Raw genomic sequence first — 540 nt, forward strand, 5'->3', positions numbered from 1 at the left:
AGACAGGTGGTGCATGGTTGTCGTCAGCTCGTGTCGTGAGATGTTGGGTTAAGTCCCGCAACGAGCGCAACCCTTATATTTAGTTGCCAGCACTTCGGGTGGGCACTCTAGATAGACTGCCGGTGACAAACCGGAGGAAGGTGGGGATGACGTCAAATCATCATGCCCCTTATGACCTGGGCTACACACGTACTACAATGGCCGGTACAACGGGCTGCGAAATCGCGAGATGGAGCCAATCCCAACAAAGCCGGTCTCAGTTCGGATTGCAGGCTGCAACTCGCCTGCATGAAGTCGGAATTGCTAGTAATCGCGGATCAGCATGCCGCGGTGAATACGTTCCCGGGTCTTGTACACACCGCCCGTCACACCACGAGAGTTTATAACACCCGAAGTCGGTGGGGTAACCGCAAGGAGCCAGCCGCCGAAGGTGGGATAGATGATTGGGGTGAAGTCGTAACAAGGTAGCCGTATCGGAAGGTGCGGCTGGATCACCTCCTTTCTATGGAGAATCGTTTCCCGAGTGGAAACATTCAAATA

At 54.3% G+C, this 540-nt stretch carries 1 rRNA gene; it reads left to right on the plus strand.

Annotation, left to right across the window (positions count from 1 at the left end):
* Positions 1-502, plus strand: a 16S ribosomal RNA gene (locus A6049_RS32285); the annotation flags it as partial.
* Positions 503-540: the final 38 nt, after the last annotated feature.

Origin of the sequence: Paenibacillus sp. O199, from assembly GCF_001636635.1 — a bacterium.
In the GTDB taxonomy this organism is placed as follows: Bacteria; Bacillota; Bacilli; order Paenibacillales; family Paenibacillaceae; genus Paenibacillus; species Paenibacillus marchantiae.